The sequence below is a fragment of the Vibrio tritonius genome (assembly GCF_001547935.1).
Lineage (GTDB): Bacteria > Pseudomonadota > Gammaproteobacteria > Enterobacterales > Vibrionaceae > Vibrio > Vibrio tritonius.
In genome coordinates this window covers 306,938-324,523 of sequence record NZ_AP014636.1, presented here as the reverse complement: position 1 = coordinate 324,523, position 17,586 = coordinate 306,938, and the positions used below count along the sequence as shown (strand labels likewise).

Genomic DNA, 17,586 nt, shown 5'->3' with positions numbered 1-17,586 from the left:
GTTCAAATAAAAGGAATGGAATGCCTATTCATCATAAATCGATCCCTTCTCTTTCTGCGCTGATTTTTTTCGAGGCATCGGCTCGATTAGGCACTTTTACCAAGGCATCCAAGGAGTTACATATATCTCCAACCGCTGTTGCCAAGCAGATAAAGCAATTAGAACACTTTTTAGACGTTACTCTTTTCTACCGTCGTAAACGTGGCTTGGAGCTGACCAACGAGGGAGAGCAATACCTCGTCCATGTCACTCAAGCACTAAGCATCCTTTCCGATGCTGGTCATCGCATGAAACATCCATCCCAATCGCAAGCTCTTAATCTGGAAATTGGAACTTGCTTTTCGCATTTTTGGCTGATCCCTAGGTTGGATGACTTTCGCTCACGCTTTCCCAATATCAACCTCAATATATCGATTAATAACGAAAGGAATATGACTCAACATGGTTTGCCAAGCTATGACGTCGCGTTCTATTACGCTCCAATAGATTCCGAACAAAAAGAAAATTACTTATTATTCGACGAACGTATGTTATTAGTCTGTAGTCCTGATTTTCTAGCGAAAAACCCGGAATGCCGTGATTTATCAAAACTTTGGCAACAACCTCTACTAGGAATAAAAGACGCACCAAGTTTTTGGGAAAGCTGGCAATCATGGGCCCAAAATACCCAACTTAAGTATCAATCACCAACACAAATGATGTTAATGGAAGACCAGATTGGCGTTATTCAAGCCGCTATTAATGATGCAGGAATCGCGCTAGCTTGGGATTGGCACATAGCGGAATTACTAGAAAGCGAACAACTTATTGCCTTAACTCCCCCCGTTGAATGTTATGAGAATGCCTTTTTCTTAAGTCGATCCCAAGTCGGTTGTTCAGATGACGCAGAGAGTTTTATCCATTGGGTATTAGAACAGCTTGCGGTAGAAAAGCAGCTTAATCTAAATAACTTAGCGTAATTTTGCTTTATATCACGCCATACCTCCTAGATAAGGGGGAGCCGAGAGTCAAAATACCGCACTGCTTTACTCCCCCAATGAATACATTTTTAATCCATAAGCGATTACTCAACACACAAATTGGCAGAACTATTGACCACTTCTATTCGGCCTGTCCACACGCCATAAGTCCTATTTTTAGCCTGTGTAATCCCTCTTCCAAGACACTACGCGGACAGGCCATATTCAAACGTAAGAATCCCTCACCTGCTTCACCAAATAAGGTTCCCGGGTTCAAAATAAGCTTTGCTTGTTGCGCCAATATAGTAACTAACTTTTCAGCGGGTAATCCCAAAGCTCGGCAATCAATCCACGCAAGATACGTTGCCTCTTGTTTGGTTAACTTAAGCACTGGGATTTCCTGTTGAAGAAACTCTGCAACGAATTGGTAGTTACCATAAAGATAGCTAACCAATGCATCTAACCATGCCTCGCTTTCACCTTCACCATAGGCGGCGAGCAAAGCTTCAATACCAAACGGATTCACATCGCATACCTCATGGATATTGAGCGCTTTATCCACGCGCAAGCGCAGAGCTTGGTTAGGTACAATGATGTTGGCTATTTGCAATCCAGCAATATTGAATGACTTACTGGGAGCATGACATGTCACGGAATTGCTAAGATAGTCGGAGCCTAAAGCCGCAAAAGGTTGATGATGGTGCTCAGGAAACACAAGGTCACAGTGAATTTCATCACTGATCACCTTGACTCCGTTGGCAAAACAGATCTCCCCTATTTTTCGCAGCTCAGCTTCAGTCCACACTCGTCCAACAGGATTATGAGGATTGCATAGCAATAACACCGTATTGTTCGGATTTTGAGCCTTCTTTTCTAAATCATCAAAATCGATTTCGTAGTAACCTTCACGATTAATCAACGTATTTTCAATTACTTGGCATCCCATATTACGAATGGAACTAAAGAAGCAGTTGTAAACCGGTGTCTGCACAATCACGCCGTTACCGGGCAGAGTTAAGGCTTTAATCACAGCGGAAATCGCAGGCACCACACCGGAAGTGTACAGCACCCAGTCACGTTCTATGGCAAAGTCATAACGACGTTCAAACCAACCCATAAGGTGTTGATAGTACACGTCGGGCACCTTGGCATAACCAAAAATGCCATGTTGAACACGACGAGTTAAAGCCTCAATAATCGCCGGAGCCGTTGGAAAATCCATATCGGCAACCCACATGGGCAAAGCATCCGCCTGTTCAATAGAGTCCCATTTATAACTCCCGCTTCCTCTTCGCTCTGTCACTTGATCAAAACTGGCGAGTTGGTCTAAATCGGTCTCTTGGTTTAAATGGAAGTTGGCCATACCATTTACTCCGCAACGTCTATCACACATGCACCGGGATTGATGCAGTGTTGATCAATGATGATCTCACCAACGGAAAGCGCACGAATATAACCGCCTTTAGGGTTTTTAATACTCATAACATGGGATTGGATATCCGCTTCTACCGTTGAATACTCAAACCCAAGCTCCGTATCTTCGCCCATAATGCAGTTCTCCAACACGAGATTCTCTGCATAACAAAAAGGTTGTTCTCCACGAATGGTACAGTTCACCAAGCGCAGGTTCTTCGAATGCCATCCGAGGTATTCCCCCTCAATCACGCTATCGTACACCGTCACATTTTCTGATTCCCAAAAGGCATCTTTTGAATCGAGATAGGAATTTCGAATCACGACATTTTTGGCTTCTTGGAATGAATAATTACCCTGCATGTTCATATCGTCAATTTCGATATTTTCGCCATGCATAAACACGTAGTCTGCACCTTTGAGGTTTACCGTATTTAATGTCACGTTGTCACACCACCAAAGTGTTTCACCAGCAGACGAAAATACGGTGTTTTCTACCTTCAGGTGCGACACCTTACGAAACATTTTTGGAGCATCAACCTGACAATTTCGCATCACCATATTGTGGGTGTACCAAATCGCAGCACGGCCATAAACCGTGAATACGCTGTTTTCAAGTACCACATCTTCGCTATGCCAGAATGGGTATTTGCCCATAAATTCACACTCGTTGGCGGTCATATGCTTTGAGTGTTTAAGCGCAGACTCCCCAGGATAAAAACGAACTTTTTCCAAAGTGGTATTTTCACACGCAAATAATGGGCGTTCACCTTCAAAAAAGGTCTCTTTGATCAATTGTTTTTCCAACGTCATAACGGTCATTTGGAAAGTGTCCTCTTGAATAGTTGTTGCCCATAACGAGCTGAAGCATTGAAATATGCTCAATGCTTATATACCCAAATGACCTCAAGATGCAGACTTCAGAGCTTCATCAACGAGCACAGGTCAAGCTCAATGACGGAAGGAATGGTTATTCCCTTTCAACGTCATTGGGCGCGGAAATGGGCTTGTTGATGAGCTCCCAAGGGGCGAGTTGTATTCGCTCCTATGCTGCGTTACTGATTTTCTACGTAGAATAACTATGTATTCAAATCAGTGCCTTGCCTAAGAGCGAATACATTCTCGCTGAAACCGCATCTTGAGGTTACTTGGGTATAATGAATGCGGTATATCACTAAATAGTGTCGCCATACGGCGTAAACTGAACGAAAAGAGTGAGAGCGCTGCGTATTGCACACAGCGCGGTTTGAAGATTAACGACGAGCAGCGATAACTTGGTTAAACACTTCTGTAGCGTGGTTAGCTGTCTCTTCACCAATCGCTTCACGTAACACTTCGATGAAAGCGCGAATCTGTGGTTCAGTTAACCCGTTGTGCATGCTAATCGCATAATGGGAACCGAGCTGGCTACCTGCACCTTTCAGATTTGCCAGTGCCGCAATAGTGGCTAACTCACGGTCTTGCCAGCTAAGTACATCACGGGCGAAAATGTCGCCAAATAAATGAGCCTTGAGGTATTCATCAATGGCAGGGGCAAAGTCAAACAGAGGGCCTTTTACTTCCACACCTATCAATGTCGTTTGATTTGCAGCACCATCTTTAAGGCTGTTGTAATCGGCGGGAAGCGATGACGCCTCTTTCCCCACGTTATCTTGAATGCCTTTTTCTTGACGCTCTTGCATAACTCCCATAAAGGCACCTAATCCGTTTAGGCTGCGTGGAAAGCCAGTGTAGGCGTACATTTGAACCAGAACCTCTTTGATTTCATTGACAGTTAATCCTGCGTCCAACCCCTTATTCAAACTCACTTTTAATCCTTCGATGTCTCCGCTTGCTGTTTGTGCAGCAATTGGAATGATAGCGATCTGTCTTTTATCTAAGGTAGATGCCGACATAGCATATGCCTCCGTTAATCCAATAAGCATGAGTAAAGCGACAGTGATGGTTCGTAAAAACGTGGATGACTGCATTAGACTTTTCATGACATATTCCCCTTTGCATAAGAAGTACTCTAACGAATCCGCATATCATGACGGTAGCCTAATCGCCTTTATTCCTTGCCTAAAACTCCAAACCACTCTCGCGAAGATTGCCTATTATCCCGTACTTCGCTATGTTTAATTAGTGATAAAAACTCATTGATTTAAGCGAAACAACTCATAAATTCAATGATAAAGTCAATAAAAACAGGCTGTCACGCAATAAGCGGTTAATGCATATTCTCAAGTCACTCTCACTTAGAAAGTTGCCTAATATTCCGTTAATCAGAAATAATGATAGAATCACAATCTCGTCTGGCTATAGACACATGGTGTAACAATGACCTCAAAAAACGTATATACATCGGGGCAAAATGCTGCCACAACATCCACCAGACTGGCACAATGTTTAGCTAAATGGAGCGGTAGCAGAAACCACACAGAAACGACAATACCGGGATTAACTTTAACGAGTTGGGAGTCGACTACGCCCCCCACCAGCTATACCCACAATGCGAGTATCTGTTTGATTGCCCAAGGTAAAAAACAGGTTGTGTTGGGTGACGAGCGCTATATTTACGACGCCAATCATTTCTTAATTTCTTCGGTGAATTTGCCGGTTATTGCCAATATCATCGAAGCTTCTCCCCAGGCCCCCTATTTAGGTTTGATCTTGGAGCTAGATCTACAAGAGATCTCACAACTGATGGTCGATACGGAAATGAGCTATTCAAACTCAAACTCGTTAGAAAAAGGGATTGGGATAGGAACGCTTACAGAACCACTTCTCGATGCATTTGTTCGTTTAGTCGACCTACTTGAAGAGCCTAATAATATTGCTATTCTCGCCCCCATGATTAAGCGAGAGATTTTCTTTCGTTTACTCTCTACAGAACAGGGTAAGCGATTACATCAACTGGTCACCAATGGCAGTCACACACACCATATTTCACGAGCTATCGAGTGGATCAAACGAAACTATATTCGGCCTTTAAATGTGAGCGAACTCGCCTCTTACGCGGGCATGAGTAAGTCTGCGTTCTACAATCACTTTCGTTCCATAACGTCAATGACACCGTTGCAATTTCAAAAGAAGCTGCGGTTAAACGAAGCGCGTCGCTTGATGCTGACAGAGAACTTAGACGCTCTCGCAACCACGTTTAAGGTTGGCTATGAAAGCCCATCGCAATTTAGCCGTGAGTACAGTCGTCTATTTGGAGCGCCACCAGTTAAAGATATAAAACAGCTTAAAGACTCGGGCGCGCTAGCACCTTCAAGCTAAGACAAAAAAAGCGGCTATCCAGCCGCTTTTTATTTCAATGTTGACTCAACGATTAGGCAATCAAACCTTTCTTCGCTAGGTACTCATCGTAAGTACCGTGGAAGTCGTTCACACCATCTTTGGTGATTTCGATGATACGTGTCGCGATAGATGATACGAATTGACGGTCGTGAGAAACAAACATCAATGTACCCTTGTAGTTCTCTAACGCCAAGTTCAGTGCTTCGATCGATTCCATATCCATGTGGTTGGTTGGTTCATCCATCAACAAGATGTTAGGTTGTTGCATGATTAGCTTACCAAACAGCATACGACCTTGCTCACCACCAGAAATCACTTTTACCGATTTCTTAATGTCGTTTTGCGAGAACAGCATGCGACCAAGAATACCGCGTACCACTTGCTCGTCGTCACCTTCTTTTTTCCATTGGCCCATCCAATCAAGAAGGCTCATGTCTTCAGCAAATTCGTAAGCATGGTCCTGAGCGTAGAAACCAATATTACTGTTCTCCGACCATTTGATTTCACCGTGCATCGGCTCCATCGCACCGGCTAGGGTGTTCAACATGGTGGATTTACCAATACCGTTTTCACCGATAATCGCAATGCGCTCACCCACTTCAACCATCATATTAACATCGTTGAATAGGATGTTGTCATCGTAACCTTGTTTCATCTCAGTCACTTCAAGAGCGTTACGGAACAGCTCTTTCGCTTGATCGAAACGAATGAATGGAGATTGACGGCTTGAAGGCTTCACATCATCTAGTTGGATCTTGTCAATTTGCTTTTGACGAGATGTGGCTTGTTTTGCTTTCGATGCGTTAGCAGAGAAGCGGCTTACGAAGGTTTTTAGTTCCGCAATCTGTGCTTTTTTCTTCGCGTTATCAGCCAATAGACGTTCACGCGCTTGCTCTGCAGCAATCATGTATTCGTCGTAGTTACCGCTGAACATGCGCAGTTCGCCGTAATCCAAGTCAGCCATATGCGTACATACAGTGTTTAGGAAGTGACGGTCGTGGGAAATGATGATCATGGTGCAGTTACGCGCCAATAGCGTTTGTTCCAACCATGCAATCGTTCCCATATCCAAGTTGTTGGTTGGTTCGTCAAGCAGCATGATATCAGGTTCAGCAAACAGCACTTGTGCCAACAACACACGCAGTTTTAGACCAGGGGCAAGTTGGCTCATCAAACCAAAGTGATCTTCTTCAGGAATACCTAGACCTAACAGCAATTCACCTGCACGCGCTTCAGCAGAGTAGCCGTCCATCTCCATGAATTCAGTTTCAAGGTCGCCCACGCGCATGCCGTCTTCATCAGACATTTCAGGCATCGCATAGATACGATCACGCTCTTCTTTCACCGCCCACAACTCTTTGTGACCCATGATAACCGTGTCGATAACGGTGAACTGTTCAAATGCAAATTGGTCCTGACCCAACTTCGCCATACGTTCGTTTGGATCAGTGGTCATCACCGTACCCGCAGAAGGCTCTAGTTCACCACCAAGAATTTTCATAAAGGTTGATTTACCACAACCGTTCGCACCGATTAGACCATAACGGTTACCTTCACCGAATTTAACGGAGATGTTTTCAAACAATGGCTTATCGCCAAATTGCATTGTGATATTTGCAGTTGAGAGCACAAGTATTCCTAATGTCGTTTTAAATAAACAGCGTGATAAACACAAAAAAAGTTGGCATTAGCCAACTTTTAAATTTGTGACATAGTAGCAGTTTTTTTTCTTATCTTCAGCCCTTACGAGGATATTTCATCTTAATCTTGTCACTTTTATCATTGATAGCCTACTTCATACTCTAAAACACATCGAAAAATATCAACATAAATTGTTATGATAACCGAGAAATTACCAACGTTGTTCTAACCAATAAAAGCGCTGCTGAGTCGACATGTTCTCCTCGGTCTGCGCAAAAAGCTCTGCCACATCAGAAACGTGCTCAGGTGTAAAGTTGGCAACAGTACTCACCACCACTAACCGTACTGTTTTTGCACCTTGCCGCGTGGCTTTGAAATGCCAAGAGCCAGAACGGTAACTGACCTCTTCTCCTTCCTGCTTGGGTAACTCGGATAATATCTGCGCAACGTCTCGGCCACTGCGGATATGGTAAAGATACCCACCAGCGATTTTTTGTCGCGACCAATAGTCGCTGCGGCCAAGCGTTAGCGGATTTTCAGTGGCAACCACGACCGAATGGGGCGTTAGCTCTGGAGCAATCTCGACTGGAGTACATTTAAATTCCGGTTGTCCCGAATAGGCATCAACTCGTGGGTCAACTAAGCTGCAAGGTTTGGCATCCGCAGCGGTTAATTCATTCCAATGAATGGGCATAAAAAGCTCACCGCGTTTCATCCCATCGTTAAACATCACCTTAGCCCGCACTTTACCTTGCTGATTACTCACTGTCGCAATGTGCCCGTCATTGAGCTTATATTGCTGCGCAGTATCCGGATGGATCATAAGGTAAGGGTCGCCGTGAAATGAGGCTAGGCGCGTTGATAATCCGGTACGTGTCATTGTATGCCAATGATCCCGGGTTCGTCCGGTATTGAGCAACAACGGATATTGCGTTGAGATCTGCCGTTGAGGCACTCGATGACTCACCGCTAAAAAATTTGCTTTGCCATTAGCGGTATAAAACTGCTTATCGGTAAAGAGACGCTGATTAACTAACTCCGATTGATACTCAAGCACGGGCCACTGCTGTGGCATCAAGTGGTGATACTCTTGATCGGTCAGTTTAGCCAAACCAATCAAGTTCAAATCCCGTGGTTTCACATGCTGATTCAGCCCCGTCATCTCTGCATATTCGCGAAATACTTCCCCTTCGTGGTGATAATCGAACTGCTCTTTAAACCCCATACGCTGCGCCACTTGACTGACGATCCACCAATCGGGCTTCGCCTGCCCCGGACTGGCGAGCAATTTTCGTTGGCGCGAGATACGGCGTTCAGAGTTGGTCACCGTGCCAGATTTTTCACTCCAACCTTGGGCAGGTAGCAGTAAATCCGCACAGCGCGTCGTGGCGGTATCGGCAATGCAGTCGGATACCACCACAAATGGGCAATTCTCCAGTGCGGTTTTGATTTTGTCGCTGTTCGGTAAACTCACTACCGGATTGGTCGCCATAATCCAAATCACTTTAATCTTTCCCTCAGCAAGCGCATCAAACATATCCACGGCTTTGAGTCCCGATTTGGTGGCGAGCGAGTTGGTGTGCCAAAACTCGCGAATCGCCGCCATCTCTTCCGGCTGATCAAACACCATATGCGCAGCAAGGGTGCTGGCTAAAGCCCCCACTTCTCGTCCGCCCATCGCATTGGGCTGACCCGTCACCGAAAACGGGCCACACCCCGCATAGCCAATTTTGCCACTCGCAAGGTGACAGTTGATGATGCTATTGACTTTATCTGAGCCCTGAGTGGATTGATTGACCCCTTGTGAGTAAATGGTCACTACCCTTTTATGTTCAGCAAACGCTCGATAAAACTGCTCCAGTTCACCGCTTGATAATCCCGTCACATCTTGCGTATTGGTTTCTTGCTGCGCTGCGGCTAACGCAGCCTCAAACTGGTTGGTGTGCTTAGTAATAAACTCCATATCGAGCACTTGCTGATCCGCAAGATAACCCAATAAACCATTAAACAACGCGACATCAGAGCCGGAATGAATGGGCAAATGTTGATCGGCGATATCGCAGCTTTCGTTGCGCCGAGGATCCACCACCAGCACTTTAAGCTCTGGATTGTTTTCCTTGGCGACACGCAAACGTTGGAACAACACTGGATGGCACCATGCGAGGTTCGAACCGACCAGAATCACCACTTCCGCTTGTTCTAAATCTTCATAAACTACTGGCACAGTGTCCATACCAAAGGCTCGCTTGTGTCCTACGACTGACGATGCCATACACAAACGCGAATTACTGTCGATATTGCTGCTGCCAATAAAGCCTTTCATCAATTTATTAGCAACATAGTAGTCTTCGGTAAGGAGCTGACCTGAAACATAAAAAGCAACGGAATCAGGGCCATATTCCGCGATGGTTTGCGCAAATTTGTCAGCAACGGTAGTCAGGGCTTCATCCCAAGCCACTCTTTGCCATTCCCCCGCAACGCATTGCTGAGGATAGAGTAAACGACCATCTTCAATGACCGTATCGCCCAAGGCTATGCCTTTGGTGCACAGTTTGCCAAAGTTGGCAGGATGGCTTTTATCACCACGCACTTCTAGCTTTCCACTGCCTAAAACACGGGCTTCAATACCACAACCGACTCCGCAGTAAGCACACGTTGACTTGGTCCATCCATCATGCGTCACCATACATTCCCCTTACTATTTCTACTTTCAGCATAGAAAAGCAATTTATAGACCAATACCCTCACATAAACCAACCAACCAATTGAATTAATTAAATAAAATAATTTATCTACCCACTATTAGGTAGAGATGGTTACCCAAGGCTACTACCCACTTTTATGTATTTTTCACCATGAAAAGAAATCGTCGCACATTCATGGACCATTTTTCTCAATCTCACCCATTCTCGCTGGTGACTCATTTATGGTAATTCTCTGGCAATCACCTCATCTAACATATTGAAAAATAGTATTTTAAAAAGTCTTCTCTCATTACCTCACCTATTTGGCATTCAACTTGCTCTAGAGGAAAAAAGCACAGTCGGAACAATCGACGCCCAAACTTAATCACCATGACGAGGCACTGGAATGATGAAGACAATCACAAGCTCAACGATCACATTCGGTAATGTGGCTTTGGTCGGCGCAGGTCCTGGCGATCCAGACTTGCTCACTATGAAAGCGGTCAAAGCCATTGATGCTGCGGACGTCATCATTTACGACAATTTGGTGAGTCGTGAAATTCAAGCAACCTTTCCGCATGCTGCTCAGCATGTCTATGTGGGAAAAGCCAAAGGCCACCACAGCATGAAGCAAGAAGAGATCAACGAGCTGATTGCCAGCTATGCCATGCAGGGGTTGCAAGTGTGTCGAGTCAAAGGCGGCGATGCGTTTGTCTTTGGCCGCGGTGGTGAAGAGATGCTGTTTCTGGCTCAAAGAGGGATCCGAGTTGAAGTGGTGCCGGGTATCACCGCCGCTTCAGGTTGCAGCACTTACGCCAATATTCCTTTAACTCATCGAGGGCTCGCACAAGGTTGCACCTTTATCACCGCCCACGCAGATAAATCCCTCGATGTGAATTGGGGCGCACTGGCGTCACTGAACCAAACCTTAGTCATTTACATGGGCTTATCGAAAGCGCAATGGATTCAAGAGACCTTAATCGAGCATGGTATGGATCAAAGCACCCCTGTTGCGATTATTGAGAATGGCTGCACCACTCGCCAACGCACCTTCACTGGCGAATTAACCGAATTACACCATTTAGCAACACACCACCAAGTCTGTTCGCCTGCCTTGATCGTCATCGGTCAAGTGGTCAAAGTGGCGTCACAAATGGAGTGGCTAGAACAATTAACAGAACGGGAAGCAAAGTCAGACACCTCCACTATTCGCCTCACCGCGTAATGAAAAAACTGACTCTGAGAAGCAAATAAAAGGAAATCATCATGAGCAAAAAACGCATTATTGTGGCAGGCAACGGCATGGTCGGTCATAAGTTTATCGACAATGTGATTCAATCTGGCAGCAATGAGTATGAGATCATCACCTTTTGTGAAGAAGCCCGTTTAGCCTATGACCGTGTGCATTTAACCTCTTATCTCACAGGCAGTACGGCTGCCGATTTAGCGCTCACCACCGAAGAGTATTATCAAACTCACGGCATTCAATATCGCCTTAATGCCAAGGTAGCGACGATCAATCCCGATGATCGCACCGTGACACTCACTGACGGTGAAACCCTAGCCTACGACAAACTGATTTTAGCGACCGGCTCATTCCCATTTGTGCCCCCCATTACGGGTAACGATGGCGAACACTGCCACGTGTACCGCACTCTTGAAGATTTAGATGCCATTGAAGCCTCGAGCCAATCCAGCACCAGCGGTGTGGTTGTCGGTGGTGGCTTGTTGGGTTTAGAAGCAGCGAATGCGATTAAGAATTTAGGTCTTACAACTCATGTGGTGGAATTTGCTCCACGCCTCATGGCAGTACAGCTTGACCACGATGGTGGCGAATTATTACGCCGTAAAATTGAAGCCATGGGCGTCAATGTGCACACCGAAAAGGCGACCACGGAAATCGTTGCAGGCGAATCGGCTCGTTATCGCATGAACTTTGCCGATGGTTCACACCTTGAAACCGACATGATTGTCTTCTCCGCTGGGATTCGTCCGCGTGATGAACTGGCACGCAACTCCACCATTAGCATCGGTGAACGTGGTGGGATTGTGATCAACAATCACTGCCAAACCAACTATGACGATATTTATGCCATTGGCGAATGCGCCCTGTGGAATAACCAAATTTTTGGCTTGGTCGCACCGGGTTATCAAATGGCAAAAGTCGCCGCGCAACATATCTTAACGCCTGAACAAGCTGCAGAATTTACCGGCGCAGATATGAGTACCAAACTCAAATTGCTCGGGGTCGATGTGGCGAGTATCGGTGAAGTGCACGATAAAACCGCAGGCGCGCTGTCGTACACCTACAAAGATGACATTGAGCAAGTCTACAAACGTCTGATTCTCTCTCACGATAAGAAATCGATTGTCGGTGCCGTTTTGGTCGGTGATGCGCAATGCTACTCTAACTTACTGCAACTGCGTCAAAACAACATGACGCTGCCAGAAACCCCATCAGTGCTGATTTTGCCGAACGTGGCAGAAGATGAATCGTCTGCCATGGGTGTCGACGCCCTGCCTGATAGCGCAGTGATCTGTTCATGTTTTGATGTCACCAAAGGTACTATTGTTGAAGCGGTAAAAGCCGGCTGCACTACCATGGCAGAGCTGAAAGAGACCACCAATGCCTCGACCGGTTGTGGTGGCTGCAGTGCTCTAGCTAAACAAGTGTTAGACAGTGAACTAGAGAAATTGGGCGTCGAAGTCAACAACCATGTATGTGAGCACTTCGCCTACTCACGCCAAGAACTGAGCGATTTGATTCGTGTCCATCAAATCAAAACCTTCGACGAACTGCTTGCTCAATACGGCTCGGGCTTAGGGTGTGAAATTTGCAAACCGACCGTGGGTTCAATTCTTGCCTCTTACTGGAACGATTACATCCTGCGCCAAGAGCACATTGAGCTGCAAGACACCAACGATTTGTTCTTGGGCAACATGCAAAAAGATGGCACTTACTCAGTTGTGCCACGGATTCCGGGCGGCGAAATCACCGCAGAAAAACTGATTGTACTGGGCGAAGTCGCCAAAGATTTTGGTTTATACACAAAAATCACCGGCGGACAACGTATCGACCTGTTCGGCGCACAACTTAACGATTTGCCGCTAATTTGGCGACGTTTGGTCGATGCAGGCTTTGAAACCGGTCATGCTTACGGCAAATCTCTACGTACCGTCAAATCCTGTGTGGGACAAACTTGGTGTCGCTACGGAGTACAAGACAGCATGGGGCTCGCGATTGATTTAGAAAATCGCTACAAAGGGCTACGCTCACCACACAAACTCAAGTTTGCCGTCTCAGGCTGTACCCGTGAATGTGCTGAAGCGCAATCCAAAGACATCGGCGTGATTGCCACCGATAAAGGCTTCAACCTCTATATCTGTGGTAACGGCGGTATGCGCCCTCGTCATGCAGACCTATTCGCGACCGACCTCGACCAAGCTACTTTAGTGAAATACATCGACCGCGTGCTGATGTTCTACATCCGTACCGCCGACCGCCTGCAACGCACCTCCGTCTGGTTAGAAAACCTAGAAGGTGGACTAGCGTACCTAAAAGAGGTGGTGATTGACGACAAACTTGGTCTTTGCACCGAACTCGAGCAAGCCATGGCAGACAACATCGCCAAATACCAATGCGAATGGAAAACCACCCTAGAAACACCCGAAAAATTGCAACGCTTTAGCCACTTCATCAACAGTGATGACCGTGATGATAACGTCCAGTTTGTCGATATTCGCGGACAAATTGCCCCTAAAGCGCACCGCGATGATCTCGCTATCGAAATCACCCAAGTTCAATAATTGGCTAAAGAAGGAAGCACAAGATGAGTCAATGGAAAACCATTTGTAAAACCAGCGATATCGCACCAAACAGTGGCGTTTGTGCCAAGGTGGGCGATAAACAGGTCGCTATCTTCTTTAGTCAACGCACCAACCACTTCTATGCGATTGGCAACTATGACCCGATTGGCAAAGCCAATGTACTGTCGCGCGGGATCATCGGCTCAATCGACGATCAACTGTATGTGGCGTCCCCTCTTTATAAACAACACTGGAATTTGGTGACGGGGGCTTGTTTAGAAAAGCCGGAACTGAGCATCGCCACCTATGAAGTTCAGCAAGCCAATGATGAGATTCAAATAAGAATCTAGTTACTTACATCGTTTATCACTATTTCGTACACACAGTGCTGGCTACAGCACTGTGCGGACCAGCACACTCTACAGTTAGGAATTAGATTATGGACAATACTAAATTTTCGCTGTTTTCATTTAGCGGCAAGATGAAGATCCTCCACCTCAGCTGGATCGCCTTTTTCATCACCTTTGTTATCTGGTTTAACTTTGCGCCGATGCTGCAAATGGTCAAAACCTCCCTTGGGCTCTCATCGGAAGAGATCAAAACCTTGCTGATCCTCAACGTCGCCCTAACCATTCCTGCTCGCGTGCTGATTGGTATGTTTACCGACCGCTTTGGTCCACGCGCAGTTTACTCAGCGCTTCTCGCCATCTGCTCCATTCCTTGTTTTGCTTTTGCCTTTGCCGACAGCTTTATTCAAGCGGCGATTGCCCGCTTCTTGCTTGGCTTTATCGGTGCCGGTTTCGTGGTGGGTATTCGTTTAGTCTCTGAATGGTTCCCGCACAACCAACTGGGCACAGCAGAGGGCATTTATGGCGGTTGGGGTAACTTTGGCTCAGCCGCTGCCGCGTTTACTCTACCTGCTTTAGCTTTAGCGTTCGGCGGTGATGACGGCTGGCGCTATGCGACTGCATTAACGGGCTTAATGAGTTTGGTGTTCTCTGTTATTTTCTATCGTAACGTCACCGATACACCCAAAGGCGCCACCTATTTTCGTCCTAAACATCTGTCGGCGATGGAAGTGACTTCTAAAGGCGATTTTGTTTTCCTACTGCTGATGAAAATTCCCATGTATGCTGTGCTTGGTTTACTGGCATGGAAACTCTCTCCAAGCGGCATCAATATGCTCAGTGAAGGGATGGTGATCAGTATTTATGCTGGCCTAACGGCACTTTATCTTTTCGATGCGCTGCAAGTTTGGAAAGTGAACAAAACCATCTTCACCACTCCAGTTGAACCTGCACACCAATACAAATTCAAACAAGTCGCAGTGCTAAACGTACTCTATTTTGCCACCTTTGGTTCTGAGCTTGCTGTGGTATCAATGCTACCGCTGTTTTTCTCCGACACATTCCAACTGACGCCCGTAATGGCGGGGATGGTAGCCTCTTCATACGCCTTTATGAACCTAATGTCTCGTCCTGGTGGCGGCCTTTTGTCAGACAAATACGGTCGTAAGATGACACTGCTGATTTTGACTGCGGGTTTGGCTGTGGGTTACTTCTTGATGGGACAAGTGAACGGCTCGTGGCCACTATGGCTGGCGGTTGCGGCAGCGATGGCGTGTTCGTTCTTCGTCCAAGCTGGTGAAGGGGCCGTTTTCGCTACCGTTCCACTGATTAAACGTCGCATGACAGGTCAAATTGCAGGGATGACAGGCGCTTACGGTAATGTGGGTTCAGTAGTTTATCTGACGATTCTCTCTTTTGTGAGCTACCAAACCTTCTTCTACGTGATTGCAGCAACCGCTGTGGTTGGTTTTGCTACGCTGTTCTTTATGGAAGAGCCTAAAGGTGAAATAACTGAAGTGAACGAAGACGGTTCAGTCACTCTGATCAAAGTCTCTTAAGGTTGATGTTCCCTTAGCTCCTCAGTCGATGGCTGAGGAGCTTTCGTTATTGATGGTTCACACCACAAGGAGCAGTTTGAGAATGGATAAATCACTCCAACGGGTCACCTTCGGCGGTACATCGCTCACCGGTGTTCGCGCTGAAAATCAGGATGCCTTTATTGTTAAACACCCGCAAAGACAAGATGAACTGACGTTCAAAGGCACCGTTGTCTGCATTGCCGATGGCGTCAGTTGCAGCGACCAAGGTCAGCAAGCCAGCCACACGGTCACCACACAATTTATCCAAGACTATTACGCCACGCCTCATAGTTGGAGCGTCTCTCATTCTGTTACTTCGCTTTTAAGTCAACTCAATCAATGGCTTTATACCCAAGGCCAAGATGCGCTGCGCCATAACGGTATGGTTACCACGTTTAGCTCGCTAATCCTCAAATCCAATACCGCTCATTTGATTCATATTGGCGATAGCCGTATCTATCGCTATCGCCGCCACAAGCTCACCCAATTGACCCGTGACCATCAACGCATGACCGCCAAAGGAACGGGCCATCTCACCCGAGCTCTCGGCATGGATGAGAATGCCGATGTGGACTATCAAACGCTGGAAGTAAATCGACATGATCGATTTTTGCTCACCACCGATGGAGTCCACCAAACACTCTCCCCTGAGCAAATAAGCGCAGTGTTAGCGCAGCAAGACAGTGCCGAAGTTCTGAGTGCTAAGCTTTGCCAACTCGCCATTGACAATGGCAGTCAAGATAACTGCACCTGTGTCATTTTCGATATCATGGCGTTGCCAGAAAAGAGCTTGCCCGAACTGGAACAGCAACTTCTCAGCCGCCGCATTCCTCCGGTACTCAAAGCCGGAATGAGCCTCGACCACTTTAAAGTGCTGCGCACCTTGCACGAAGGCTCGCGTAGTCATGTCTATCTGGTGGAAGATACACACATAAAAGAGCAGCGAGTACTTAAAGCGCCATCAGTCAATGCCAGCGATGATCTGCCGACGTTACGCCGATTCGCTAACGAATATTGGATTGCCTCACAGCTCAATAGCCCACGCTTAATGAAGATGTACGCCCCCCCAGCAGAAACGCCGTTTCTCTATCAAGTCAGTGAGTGGATTCCCGGAGCAACACTACGCCAATGGATATTTGATCACCCCAATCCTTCTCTTAATGAGGTTCGGACAATACTCACCGAATTGGTGCGAGCGGTACGAGTGTTGCAGCGCGCTGATATGGTTCATTGCGATCTCAAGCCCGAGAACATCATGATTACGCCAGAAGGGACAGTGAAATTGATCGATTTTGGTACCGTCGACGTACTGGGAATCAAAGAAGCACAAGCACATCAAAATGACCCGTTCCCACTTGGCACGGTGAACTACATTGCGCCGGAATACATCAATACAGGGCGCGCCACCACCTTATCGGATCTGTTCTCCATTGCCGTTATTGGTTATGAGATGCTGAGCGGCTACTTACCCTTTAAAGAAAATACCTCGCAAGCGATTCAAAGTGCCCGTCATACCAAATGGCATTATCAGTCGCTACAAACTCATCGTGCCGACATTCCGCTTTGGGTCGATTTGGCCTTTCGCAAAGCAACCGAAGAGTCACCTCAGCAGCGCTATCAAGCATTAGGCGATTTTGTTACCGATTTGAGCACACCCAATACCGCACTCATCAATAGTCCAAGCAATCGACCATTAATGACTCGCAATCCTGTGCTATTTTGGAAAATGATTTCCCTTGCAGCACTGTTTGTCGCTATCGTAGAGGCGCTGCTTTTGCTAAATCACTAGGTTCTCGCTGTGCGTAACGATCAGGACGGTCAAAGAAAAAGAGTGAAAAAAACGGCGAGAAAATGGATGTGTTAAAAGAAAAAG

Annotated in this window: 14 protein-coding genes; 9 read left to right on the top strand and 5 right to left on the bottom strand. The window is 46.5% G+C overall.

Features of this window, described 5'->3' with window-relative positions; genetic code table 11:
• Nucleotides 1-20 precede the first annotated feature (20 nt).
• A complete protein-coding gene (locus tag JCM16456_RS16600) occupies nucleotides 21-959 on the top strand; it encodes a LysR substrate-binding domain-containing protein (protein WP_068716576.1) in 939 nt (312 codons plus the stop codon).
• A gap of 142 nt (nucleotides 960-1,101) precedes the next feature.
• On the opposite strand, the gene JCM16456_RS16595 is transcribed toward JCM16456_RS16600, so the two are convergent.
• Nucleotides 1,102-2,322, bottom strand: coding sequence for a MalY/PatB family protein (locus JCM16456_RS16595; RefSeq protein WP_068716574.1), 1,221 nt, complete (start codon nucleotides 2,320-2,322; stop codon nucleotides 1,102-1,104).
• Nucleotides 2,323-2,327: 5 nt separating this feature from the next.
• A complete protein-coding gene (locus JCM16456_RS16590) occupies nucleotides 2,328-3,194 on the bottom strand; it encodes a DUF3737 family protein (protein ID WP_068716572.1) in 867 nt (288 codons plus the stop codon).
• 89 nt (nucleotides 3,195-3,283) lie between these two features.
• On the opposite strand from JCM16456_RS16590, the gene JCM16456_RS23805 reads away from it, so the two are divergent.
• Complete coding sequence (locus tag JCM16456_RS23805; protein ID WP_156430581.1) at nucleotides 3,284-3,451, top strand: hypothetical protein; 168 nt, start codon at nucleotides 3,284-3,286, stop codon at nucleotides 3,449-3,451.
• 174 nt (nucleotides 3,452-3,625) lie between these two features.
• Here the strand turns inward: JCM16456_RS23805 and JCM16456_RS16585 are convergent, their stop codons facing one another.
• The gene (locus tag JCM16456_RS16585; protein WP_068716570.1) at nucleotides 3,626-4,354 is read right to left on the bottom strand and encodes a carboxymuconolactone decarboxylase family protein; all 729 of its coding nucleotides are present in this window, start codon (nucleotides 4,352-4,354) and stop codon (nucleotides 3,626-3,628) included.
• On the opposite strand from JCM16456_RS16585, the gene JCM16456_RS23800 reads away from it, so the two are divergent.
• Nucleotides 4,353-4,493: a hypothetical protein gene (locus tag JCM16456_RS23800; RefSeq protein WP_156430580.1), complete on the top strand. Its 141-nt coding sequence runs from the start codon at nucleotides 4,353-4,355 to the stop codon at nucleotides 4,491-4,493. The genes JCM16456_RS16585 and JCM16456_RS23800 overlap by 2 nt on opposite strands.
• Nucleotides 4,494-4,691: 198 nt before the next feature.
• The gene (locus JCM16456_RS16580) at nucleotides 4,692-5,633 is read left to right on the top strand and encodes an AraC family transcriptional regulator (protein ID WP_068716568.1); all 942 of its coding nucleotides are present in this window, start codon (nucleotides 4,692-4,694) and stop codon (nucleotides 5,631-5,633) included.
• Nucleotides 5,634-5,685: 52 nt separating this feature from the next.
• Here the strand turns inward: JCM16456_RS16580 and JCM16456_RS16575 are convergent, their stop codons facing one another.
• Both JCM16456_RS16575 and JCM16456_RS16570 read right to left on the bottom strand, forming a co-directional pair.
• Nucleotides 5,686-7,284 (bottom strand): ABC-F family ATPase, encoded by a 1,599-nt coding sequence (locus tag JCM16456_RS16575; protein ID WP_068716566.1) that lies wholly within the window; start codon nucleotides 7,282-7,284, stop codon nucleotides 5,686-5,688.
• 222 nt (nucleotides 7,285-7,506) lie between these two features.
• A complete protein-coding gene (locus JCM16456_RS16570) occupies nucleotides 7,507-9,981 on the bottom strand; it encodes a molybdopterin oxidoreductase family protein (protein ID WP_068716564.1) in 2,475 nt (824 codons plus the stop codon).
• Between the two features lie 404 nt (nucleotides 9,982-10,385).
• On the opposite strand from JCM16456_RS16570, the gene cobA reads away from it, so the two are divergent.
• The 5 genes from cobA to JCM16456_RS16545 all read left to right on the top strand — a co-directional run bounded on the left by cobA (nucleotide 10,386) and on the right by JCM16456_RS16545 (nucleotide 17,502).
• A complete protein-coding gene (cobA, locus tag JCM16456_RS16565) occupies nucleotides 10,386-11,204 on the top strand; it encodes a uroporphyrinogen-III C-methyltransferase (RefSeq protein WP_068716562.1) in 819 nt (272 codons plus the stop codon).
• Between the two features lie 41 nt (nucleotides 11,205-11,245).
• Nucleotides 11,246-13,786, top strand: coding sequence for a nitrite reductase large subunit NirB (nirB, locus tag JCM16456_RS16560; RefSeq protein WP_068716560.1), 2,541 nt, complete (start codon nucleotides 11,246-11,248; stop codon nucleotides 13,784-13,786).
• Between the two features lie 23 nt (nucleotides 13,787-13,809).
• The gene (gene nirD / locus JCM16456_RS16555; protein ID WP_068716558.1) at nucleotides 13,810-14,136 is read left to right on the top strand and encodes a nitrite reductase small subunit NirD; all 327 of its coding nucleotides are present in this window, start codon (nucleotides 13,810-13,812) and stop codon (nucleotides 14,134-14,136) included.
• A gap of 89 nt (nucleotides 14,137-14,225) precedes the next feature.
• On the top strand, nucleotides 14,226-15,692 hold the full coding sequence (locus JCM16456_RS16550; protein ID WP_068716556.1) for a NarK family nitrate/nitrite MFS transporter: 1,467 nt from the start codon (nucleotides 14,226-14,228) through the stop codon (nucleotides 15,690-15,692).
• An 82-nt stretch (nucleotides 15,693-15,774) separates the two neighbouring features.
• Nucleotides 15,775-17,502 (top strand): bifunctional protein-serine/threonine kinase/phosphatase, encoded by a 1,728-nt coding sequence (locus JCM16456_RS16545; RefSeq protein ID WP_156430579.1) that lies wholly within the window; start codon nucleotides 15,775-15,777, stop codon nucleotides 17,500-17,502.
• The last annotated feature ends 84 nt before the right edge of the window (nucleotides 17,503-17,586 follow it).